Raw genomic sequence first — 10480 nt, 5'->3', positions numbered from 1 at the left:
CGTTTTAGCAGGTTGTACAACTTTTATATTCAATCTAATACAAATGTACTACCGGTTTAATATATATTAATATGAAAAGAATAATTGTTACAATAATGCTTCTAGTTTACAATTTTACTAATGCACAAATGTCTTCTACAGCTACTGTTAATGAATATAATCTACAAACTATTGTTGCAGAAGTAAAACAACAGAAATATACAGAAGGAGTTACTAATAAAGATGAATATTTTAATGTTAATTTTCTTCCTGCAAGTATAGATGGTTTCAAAGAAAAGGAGAATTTTAGATATAATGCATTACTAGACGATTTAGAGTTTTTAAGAGATGGATATTTATATAAAATGAATAAATTATCAAACCAGACTATTAGATTCGATGATGGTAAAATTCTTAAGTATGTAAGTTATATTGATGGGGGTACATTAACATCAAGATATTTACAAGTATTATCACCTTTAAATCGAAAAATTGTACTTTATAGAAAATTATCTAATGATGGAGTAGATGGTCTTGGTGCTGGTGGTTTAAATGCTTCTAATAAGAGAAATTATTTTAAACAAGAGAAATTATTGATTGGTTATAGTGATAAAATGTATAATGTTCCAAATTCAACTAAAAAATTTAAAGATTTTACAGATAAAGACGTAAATCAAATTGTAAGTACAAATAAACTTAGCATAAAAAAAGAACAAGATTTAATTAAACTTATTGATTTATTGAATAAATAAACAAATTATATAATATCTTAGAAATGTTGGGCAGATTGTGTAAATTTGCCCAAATTTATTTTAAGTCATATATAAATAATGGAAATCGCATCTAAATATACGCCAACGGAAGTTGAAGGAAAATGGTATGAATACTGGATGGAGAAGAAGTATTTTAAATCTACTCCAGATGAAAGAAAAGCTTACACAATCGTCATTCCACCACCAAATGTAACAGGTGTCTTGCACATGGGACATATGTTAAATAATACGATTCAGGACGTTTTAATTCGTCGTGCGCGTATGCGTGGATTTAACGCTTGTTGGGTACCAGGTACAGACCATGCTTCAATTGCTACTGAAGCGAAAGTTGTTGCGAAGTTAAAAGAGGAAGGTGTTTCTAAATTTGATATCGGTCGTGAAGAATTTTTAAATCACGCTTGGGATTGGACGCATAAACATGGTGGAATTATTTTAGACCAATTAAAAAAGTTAGGAGCTTCTTGCGATTGGGATCGTACGAAATTTACGATGGATCCAGATTTATCTGAATCTGTTCAACGTGTTTTTGTTGATTTATATAACAAAGGATTAATTTACCGTGGATACCGTATGGTAAATTGGGATCCGGAAGCAAAGACAAATATTTCTGACGAAGAAGTTATTCATGTTGATAAAAATGGAAAATTATATCATTTAAAATATCAAGTTGACGGAACTGATCAATATATTGTTGTGGCGACAACTCGTCCTGAAACAATTTTTGGTGACTCTGCAGTTTGTATCAATCCAAATGACGAGCGATATGAATGGTTGAAAGGAAAACAAGTTATTGTTCCAATCGTTGGTCGTAAAGTAAATATTATCGAAGACGAATATGTTGACATCGAATTTGGTACAGGATGTCTTAAAGTTACGCCTGCACACGATGTGAACGATTACGAATTAGGTAAAAAACATAATTTAGATTTTATTGATATTTTTACGGATGATGCGAAATTAAATGATTTAGGATTAAATTATGCTGGATTAGATCGTTTCAAAGCGCGTAAAGAAATCGAGAAAGAATTAGAAGAAAAAGGTTTACTTGAAAAAGTAGAAAATTATAATAATAAAGTTGGTACATCTGAAAGAACAGGAGCGGTGATTGAGCCTAAAATTTCAAATCAATGGTTCTTGAAAATGACAGATTTAGCTAAACCAGCTTTAGAAAATGTAATGAATGATACGATTAAATTTCATCCTGCGAAATTTAAAAATACATATCGTAATTGGATGGAAAATGTAACAGATTGGAACATTTCTCGTCAATTATGGTGGGGACACCAAATTCCTGCATTTTTCTATGGTGATGGAAACGAAGATTTCGTTGTTGCTCTAACAAAAGAAGAAGCTTTACCATTAGCACAGGAAAAAACAGGAAATGTTACATTAACAATCGAAGATTTACGTCAAGACGAAGATGCGTTAGATACTTGGTTTTCTTCTTGGTTATGGCCAATTTCTGTTTTCAACGGAATCAATGAGCCAGAAAATGAAGAAATCAATTATTATTATCCAACACAAGATTTAGTAACTGGTCCAGATATTATTTTCTTTTGGGTTGCGCGTATGATTGTGGCTGGATATGAGTATCGTAACGAATTACCTTTCGAAAATGTATATTTCACAGGAATTGTTCGTGATAAACAAGGGCGTAAAATGTCAAAATCGTTAGGGAATTCACCAGATCCAATCGAATTGATGAACGAATATGGTGCAGATGCTACGCGTATGGGAATGTTGCTAACAGCGCCTGCTGGGAACGATTTACCTTTCGATGTTGATTTGTGTCTACAAGGACGTAATTTTGCGAATAAAATTTGGAATGCTTTCCGTCTAATAAAAGGTTGGGAAGTGAAAGAAGATTTAGAACAAATTTCTGCTCAAACAAAAGCGGTTGAATGGTTCGAAAATAAATTCCAACAAGCATTAGCAGATATCGAACATAATTACGATCAATATCGTTTATCTGATTCATTGATGGCAATTTATAAATTGATTTGGGATGATTTCTGTTCTTGGTACTTAGAAGCAATTAAACCTACTTTTGGTGAGCCAATTGATGCAAAAACTTATGCAGCAACAATTTCTTATTTAGATAATGTATTGAAAGTTTTACATCCATTTATGCCTTTCTTAACAGAAGAAATTTGGCATTTAATTGCTGAAAGAACAGAAAACGAAGCCTTAATTATTTCTAAATATCCTGAAGTAACATCTTTCAATGAAGAGATTATCAAGAATTTTGAAAATACAAAAGAAGCAACAACTGCTATTCGTGGATTACGTTCAGAAAAAGGAATGTCACCAAAAGAAGCATTAGAAGTTTTTGCTGATGCTCAAGCTGCGAATGAAATTTATGTAGATGTGTTCTCTAAATTAGGAAATGTTTCTAATTTCAATACAGGTGATAAACCAGAAAAAGGTTTTGCTTTCCGTGTTGGTACGTTAGAATTTATGGTTCCGATGTCTGATAATATCGATATTGAAGCTGAGCGTGAGAAATTACAAAAAGAGTTGGATTACAACCAAGGTTTCTTAAACTCGGTTCGTAAAAAATTATCAAACGAAAAATTTGTTGCTGGTGCGCCAGAACAAGTGATTAATGCAGAACGTAAAAAAGAGGCTGATGCATTATCTAAAATTGCTCAAATTGAAGAGCAGTTACAAGCTTTGTAATTTTAATTTAATTTTTAAAATATATGAAAAACCACTCCAAATTTTGGAGTGGTTTTTTTATTGATTTTTTTCGATTAACTTTAATAAAGCCTCAAAAAAGTATAAATGTCAAGCGAATTAAATTACAAAAAGAAAAAGTTGTATTCTGATTTTTTAAACCAAGAAAGAAATATTTTTGTTTGGATACCAGAGCGTTTTATAAATGAAAGTTTGCCTGTTTTGTATTTATTAGATGGCGGAATTAATGAAAAATTTAAGCAAATATCAAAACTAATTGATGAGTTAATTATATCAAATCATATTCAACCATTGATGATTGTAGGAATTGAAAATATTAATCGAAATTTAGATTTTACAAGAAATACATACATTGCAAAAGATAAAAAATGGGTTCCAGAATATGGAAATGCAGAATATTTTGAGAAATTTATTATATTAGAATTACTTCCTTATATTTCGAAAAATTACTATACAAATAATTCGAAAACTATTGTTGGTGAGTCTTTAGGCGGATTATTGGTAATGGATATATTGTTTTATTTTTCGCATTATTTTGATTCTTATATCGCAATTGATCCTTCGCTTTGGTGGAATAACCACGAATTGTTTGACTCTTATTGTAAAAAATTTGATTTTAATCTATTAGAAAATAAAAAGATTTGGATTTCAAGTTCTAAAACTATTTCAATTTCAAAGTTTACAGATCAATTTGTAGAAAAATTACGCGAAAAAGATAACTTGAAATCAAATTGGAATTATTTACATGATCCTTCGCAAAATCATTTCACAATTTTCAATTCTTCAATAAAATCAGCGTTAATATGGATGTTTAAGTAATATTTTTTTAAATGATTCATATTACTTCAATAGGTTTCTCCAACAAGTTTGTCTAAATTTGCAAACCTTTTTAAAAAGAATTAATGCAGTATTTAGAACTACTTTTAATCGGAGTTTTCACAGCTTTTATTGGATCATCCATTCCTGGATTGTTGAATATGACGGTGGTAAAAATTGGGAAACAAGAAGGAACTAAAAGTGCATATAGTTTTATGTCTGGAACAGCGATTACGATTGCAATTCAGGTTTATTTGGCAATTTTTCTGGCAAAATTTATTGATTTTAATGAAGAAGTTACTAAAATTTTTAGGGAAGTTGGATTAGCTGTTTTTGTAATTATTACGATTTATTTTCTCTTTTTTGCAAAGAAACAAGATCAAAAAAATAAGAATAAAAAGCTAAAACAACAAGGTAATGTAAAACAGAAAAATAAATTCATCTATGGGTTATTGTTATCTGCCATAAATGTTTTTCCAATACCTTTTTATGTATTTTTAAGCGCAACGTTGATTTCGTATAATGTTAATGTTTTTGGACAACCAAATAGCTCAGTTTTTGCTTTAGGAGTCGTTATTGGTTCGATGATTATTTTTGGTCTGTATCTGAAATTTTTTAATTCAAAATCAGAAGAAGATTCGTTTATTTTAAAGAATATCAACTATGTAATAGGAGGAGTGACGAGTGTGATTTCTTTGTTAACGATTTATCAACTTTTTCAATAAAAATTTAATTCAAATTTTGCTTTGGATGCGAGTATTTAAGCAAATATTCCATCACTTCATCGCATTCTTTTCCTTCTAAAATATAACTCAAAATATCTTCGATTAATTCATCAATAATTTGAGGATTAAATTCAAATTTTTTAGCTAAATCAATACAAATTGCTTTTTCATTTTGATGAATATTCAAATCAACAACCATTAACAAAACAGCGTCGTACAACAAAGAAAGTCGATCAGTAAAGGTTTTTGGCAACGTAAAATCAAACTTCGTGTTCTCGTTCAAAATATAACTTATATCTTTGGCAGAAAGCTCATGAAATTTGGCAATATCAGAGATAATTTGAATCTCTTTTTCATTCAAATTACCATCACTTTTACCAATAATAAATAAATTTTTGATGTGATTTAATTTGTCAATCAAAGTAAGATTATTTTTCATTTGTTGCTTTTTGGGATTAAAAATACTTAAAATAGTGTTAAATTAACGTTCAAAATTTTTCATGTGCCAGATTTTAAAACGAAAATAGATGAGATTTATGATAAGCAATGTAAGAATAAAGCAAATATTCGTCATCTTACTGTTTATTAGCGAAAAATATATTTAGAAAGAGTTTTTCACATATGAAACCGATTTTAAAAGTCAATTGGTTTTTATCACCTTCAAAATTTCTCAATTATCCCTATAATTCTACAACTCAAAAGGTAATTGATTTTTTGATGAAATATTTTTAAATCTCGGTTCAACGATTTAATTTTATATTTGTTTTATACAACAATCAACGTTATTTTTGTAGTTAAATCTTATAGAATTGTTATCAAAAAAGACAAAATACGGACTAAAAGCAATGGCTCATTTGGCCAGACAAGAAAGTAACAAACCAGTTTTAATCGGACAAATTTCTGAAACAGAAGTTATTCCGAAAAAATTCTTGGAGGCTATTTTATTGGATTTAAAAAAGTTAGGCTTTGTCAATTCGAAACAAGGAAAAGGTGGTGGATATTATTTGGCACGTGATGCGAAAGATATTAGTTTAGCATCTTTGATTCGTGTTTTAGAAGGACCAATCGCGCTTTTACCTTGTGTAAGTAAAAATTACTACGAAAAATGTGATGATTGCCCTAACGAAGGCATTTGTACATTGAATAAGGTGATGGTTGAATTGAGAGATTCGACTTTAGAAATTCTTGAAAATAAATCTTTAGAAAGTTTAAAATAAATCTTTAGCCTGAGTTTTTCAGGCTTTTTTATTGTAAAATTTTATAAGAATGAAGAAAAAAAGTATAACTCTTTTTCGAGAATTCTTCCTAATTTCGAACATTTGTATTTCATGAAAAATAGATCTATACAACAAGAGTTTAAAGAACTTTTAGAACAACGTTCTTTTTCTACGCATCGTTATTTATTGGCGATTAGTGGAGGGATTGATAGTATGGTTTTGTTAGATTTATTCCGTCAAACAGCTGCAAATTTTCAGGTGGCACATTGTAATTTTCAGTTGCGTGAAGAAGACGCAAATGGCGATGAATTGTTTGTGAGAGAATATTGTGGAAAATATAATATACCGTTTCATTCGACTCGTTTTGATGTTGCGGCTTATCAGAAAGTAGGAAATTATTCGGTAGAAATGGCTTGCCGAAATTTGCGTTATGAGTGGTTTGAGCAAGTTCAACAACAAAATTGTTTGGATGTTTTGGTGACAGCTCATCATTTGGATGATAATATTGAAACTTTTTTGATTAATCTTTCTCGTGGAACAGGTTTGAAAGGTTTGGTTGGAATGCAAATTGATAATGGAAAAATCTTTCGTCCACTTTTAAATTTTACAAAAAATGATTTGTTGGAATATGCAAAATCAAATGAAATAAATTGGCGAGAAGATTATACGAATGCGACGGATGATTATACTAGAAATAAGATTCGTCATCACATTACACCAATTCTAAAAGAGCTTCATCCGCAATTTGATGAGAATTTTTTGTCAAGTTTAAATCATATCAATGATAATTATCAAATTGTACAAAATAAAGTTGGAGAAGTTAGAAGTGATTTATTCTCAGGAGATAATCCGATTGAAATTGAAATTTCAGCATTAAAAAAACTTCAACCATTAGAAACATTTTTACATTATTTGTTCGAAAAATATGGATTTTCGTCGAGCAAAGAAATTTTAAAATTTTTGGATGCAGAAACGGGAAGTGAAATAAAATCAGCAACTTATCGATTAATTAAAAATCGAGAAAATTTGTTGTTGCAAAAAATAGAAGAAGAAAATGAAGATGAATTAACGATTTTTGATGAGTTAATTGAAATCAATTCGTTAAATTTGAAGTTCGTGAAATCGATAAATCCACACGAAAACGCTACTGAAATAGTAGACTTTACATCAATTTTGTTTCCGCTTAAACTTAGAAAAGTGAAAGAGGGAGATTTCTTTTATCCAATTGGAATGAAAGGTCAAAAAAAATTGTTGAGTAAGTTTATGAAAGATTTGAAACTTTCTAAGTTAGAAAAAGAGAAGGTTTGGTTGCTTTGTGACCAAAAAGATCAAATTATTTGGGTGGTAAATCATCGTTTGGATGAACGTTTCAAAACGACAGAAACAAGTAAAAACTTTTTAAACATTACAGTATGTTAAAGAAACTTTGGATACTTTTTTTGTTTCCAATTTTAGTCAACGCACAGTTATTTAGTCCTGCAAAATGGTCGAGTTCGGTGAAGGAGGTTGGACAGAATGAGTTTGAAATCGAGGTAACAGGAAAAATTGATAGAGGTTGGCACCTTTATTCAATGAAACATCCTGATGGAGGAATTGGAATTCCAGCAAGTGCATCATTTAAACCAGCTGCAAATGCAAAATTGATTGGAGGTACGCGCGAAGTTGGAAAACGTATAGATAAATACAGCCAAATTTTTGAACAAGATGAAAAATATTACGAAAATCAAGTAAAATTTGTTCAAAAAGTGAAAGTTTCGGGTGATAAACCTGTAAATGTATCGTACACAATAGAATTTCAAATGTGTGATGCCGAACGTTGTTTGCCACCAGATGAAACAAGCGGAACGATAAAATTAACGCCTTCCGCAAAAGTTGAAGAGACGAAAGAAGAGGCAAAGCCAGCAGATGCTACAGAAGCAAAAGATACTGTTGCAGTAAATGAAATTACGCAGGATTCTGTTCAAGAAGATTCTACAGCTGTTGTTGTAGCAACACAAGATACAATCAAAAAAGTTGATGATTCTTTATTAGCAGATAACGAAAAGAAAGATAATGGTTTATTGAAAATCTTTTCTTTAGGATTTTTAGGAGGATTAGCAGCGCTATTAATGCCTTGTATTTTCCCAATGATTCCTTTGACAGTAAGTATGTTTACAAAACAAAGTAAATCGAAAGGAGAAGGAGTTGGAAAAGCCTTTATTTATGGATTATCAATCATTGTTATTTATGTTGCATTAGGTTTATTGGCGACAGTTATTTTTGGACCATCAGTCCTAAATGAAATGTCAACAAATCCGTGGGTGAATTTAGCATTCTTTGCAATTTTCATTGTATTTGCTATTTCATTTTTTGGAGCTTTCGAATTGACATTACCAAGTAAATGGGTAAATGCAGCTGATAAAGGTGCTGATAAAGGCGGATTAATTGGAATCTTCTTTATGGCATTCACATTAGCATTAGTGTCTTTCTCTTGTACAGGACCAATTATTGGTTCGTTATTAGTTCAAGCGACGCAAGGAGGAAACTATTATTCATTAATCGTAGGAATGTTTGGCTTCTCTTTAGCATTAGCGATTCCATTTACATTGTTTGCGATGTTCCCTGGTTGGTTAAATTCAATGCCAAAATCTGGTGGATGGTTAAATACAATCAAAGTTTCTTTAGGATTTATTGAATTAGCTTTTGCCTTGAAGTTCTTATCAAACGCAGATTTAGTTTGGCAAATGAATTGGTTACCAAGAGAAATTTTCTTAGCATTTTGGATTGCAATTTTTATCTTCTTAGGATTATATCTTTTAGGTAAATTTAGATTAGAATTAGACTCACCTGTGCAAACAATTGGTGTTCCGAGAATGTTATTTGCATTGGTTTCGATATCATTTGCGATTTACATGATTCCAGGTTTATGGGGTGGACCATTAAAACTATTAAGTGGTTTAACACCTCCAATGACCTATTCTGAAGCGCCACGAGGTTTCCACGAAGGTGTAGGAGGTGGACAAGCAACAGCTAAATTTGATGATCCAAATATGGTTGCTGGACCTCATGGAATTCCTGCATTCAAAGATTTTGATCAAGCAGCAGCTTACGCAACGAAAGTTGGAAAACCAATGTTGTTAGATTTCACAGGGCATGCGTGTGCAAATTGCCGTAAAGTTGAAGAACGTGTTTGGAGCGATGAGCGTGTGAAGAAAATTTTGGCTGAAGATGTTGTTTTAGTTTCGTTATATGTTGACGAAGCAAAAGAATTACCAGAAGATCAAAAAGTATTTTCGAAAGCGTTAGATCGTAATTTGAAAACAGTTGGTAACAAATGGACTTCTTTCGAGATTGAACATTTCAATGCAAATGCTCAACCTTATTATATTTTGGTTGATAAAGATTTGAATCGTTTTTCTAAACCTTTAGAAGCTGAACTTGATGTAGAAGTTTACCTAAAATGGTTACAAGATGGAATCGCGAAGTATAAAGCGAAATAATTATCTTTTATATAGTAGTAAAAACTCCCGCATTTGCGGGAGTTTTTTGTTTATGAATTATACGTGTTAAACTATTCTTTAATAATCTTTTTCGTGTAATTTGAAGTTTCATTTTTCAATGTAACAATATAGATACCTTTTGGTAATGATTTGAATTTTGAATTGATAGTTTTATTCAATTCATCTATATTTCCAATCGAATTTGTGATGACTTTTCCATTGATGTCAATTACACTTAAATTGTATTGTCCTTTTGAATTGTTAAGTGTAATCTTAATGTTTGAGTCATTTTTGATTGGATTTGGAACAATATTAAAATCCGTAGATTTGATACTTTCGTTAGTAGATAAATTAGTTGGATAAACTAGTATTTTAGCGCCATCGAAACCAACAGCATATACTTTTTTAGCATTGACTGGGAAATCTACAAATGTATTTTTAAACGTAACATCTCCTGTACCTAAAACAGAAACAGAAATTAATTCGTCTTCTTCATTGTAAGTTTCGTAAGCAACAGCATTTGCCCATTTTGCAGTTTCAACAGTTAAAAACGTTCCGTTCGTATTTGTTACAATACTAGCACCTTCACCTGTTTTCCCAGAAAGTTTTAATTTGTCTTTGTAAATATTTACATTAAATGAGTTTAAGTAATGCATTACTGGAGAAACTGGTTTTGGATAATTTTTGGATTTGATATACGATTTTGCTTCATCAATCATTTCTTGCGTGACAATGATAGTAACTTTTCCGTAGTCATCAATTTCTTTAGTAACAGTGTAATCTTCCCCTTGTTA

At 30.7% G+C, this 10480-nt stretch carries 9 protein-coding genes; 7 read left to right on the top strand and 2 right to left on the bottom strand.

The features are described 5' to 3' along the window. Positions 1 to 95: 95 nt before the first annotated feature. The 4 genes from B3I31_RS07905 to B3I31_RS07890 all read left to right on the top strand — a co-directional run bounded on the left by B3I31_RS07905 (position 96) and on the right by B3I31_RS07890 (position 4990). Positions 96 to 731: a hypothetical protein gene (locus B3I31_RS07905; RefSeq protein WP_291087874.1), complete on the top strand. Its 636-nt coding sequence runs from the start codon at positions 96 to 98 to the stop codon at positions 729 to 731. A gap of 78 nt (positions 732 to 809) precedes the next feature. Further along, entirely contained in the window at positions 810 to 3431 is a 2622-nt protein-coding gene (locus B3I31_RS07900) for a valine--tRNA ligase (protein WP_291059574.1), read from the top strand. A gap of 105 nt (positions 3432 to 3536) precedes the next feature. Then, complete coding sequence (locus B3I31_RS07895) at positions 3537 to 4268, top strand: alpha/beta hydrolase (RefSeq protein WP_291059576.1); 732 nt, start codon at positions 3537 to 3539, stop codon at positions 4266 to 4268. 83 nt (positions 4269 to 4351) lie between these two features. Further along, a complete protein-coding gene (locus B3I31_RS07890; RefSeq protein WP_286496177.1) occupies positions 4352 to 4990 on the top strand; it encodes a LysE family transporter in 639 nt (212 codons plus the stop codon). A gap of 4 nt (positions 4991 to 4994) precedes the next feature. On the opposite strand, the gene B3I31_RS07885 is transcribed toward B3I31_RS07890, so the two are convergent. After that, positions 4995 to 5429 (bottom strand): hypothetical protein, encoded by a 435-nt coding sequence (locus B3I31_RS07885; RefSeq protein ID WP_286496178.1) that lies wholly within the window; start codon positions 5427 to 5429, stop codon positions 4995 to 4997. 370 nt (positions 5430 to 5799) lie between these two features. On the opposite strand from B3I31_RS07885, the gene B3I31_RS07880 reads away from it, so the two are divergent. The 3 genes from B3I31_RS07880 to B3I31_RS07870 all read left to right on the top strand — a co-directional run bounded on the left by B3I31_RS07880 (position 5800) and on the right by B3I31_RS07870 (position 9686). Next, positions 5800 to 6207 carry an RrF2 family transcriptional regulator gene (locus tag B3I31_RS07880; RefSeq protein ID WP_219035236.1) on the top strand — a complete coding sequence of 136 codons (408 nt, stop codon included), beginning with the start codon at positions 5800 to 5802 and terminating at the stop codon, positions 6205 to 6207. Positions 6208 to 6318: 111 nt separating this feature from the next. Continuing rightward, positions 6319 to 7626, top strand: a complete 1308-nt coding sequence (tilS, locus tag B3I31_RS07875) for a tRNA lysidine(34) synthetase TilS (protein WP_286496179.1) — start codon at positions 6319 to 6321, stop codon at positions 7624 to 7626. Then, positions 7620 to 9686: a protein-disulfide reductase DsbD family protein gene (locus tag B3I31_RS07870; protein WP_291049271.1), complete on the top strand. Its 2067-nt coding sequence runs from the start codon at positions 7620 to 7622 to the stop codon at positions 9684 to 9686. The genes tilS and B3I31_RS07870 overlap by 7 nt, the downstream gene beginning before the upstream one ends. A gap of 71 nt (positions 9687 to 9757) precedes the next feature. On the opposite strand, the gene B3I31_RS07865 is transcribed toward B3I31_RS07870, so the two are convergent. Next, positions 9758 to 10405, bottom strand: a complete 648-nt coding sequence (locus tag B3I31_RS07865) for a T9SS type A sorting domain-containing protein (RefSeq protein WP_219035233.1) — start codon at positions 10403 to 10405, stop codon at positions 9758 to 9760. Positions 10406 to 10480 lie beyond the last annotated feature (75 nt).

The organism is Empedobacter sp. UBA3475, assembly GCF_002378465.1.
Taxonomy (GTDB): domain Bacteria; phylum Bacteroidota; class Bacteroidia; order Flavobacteriales; family Weeksellaceae; genus Empedobacter; species Empedobacter falsenii_B.
Note: the sequence above shows the minus strand (reverse complement) of the source record. Positions and strands in the feature narration are given on the sequence as shown.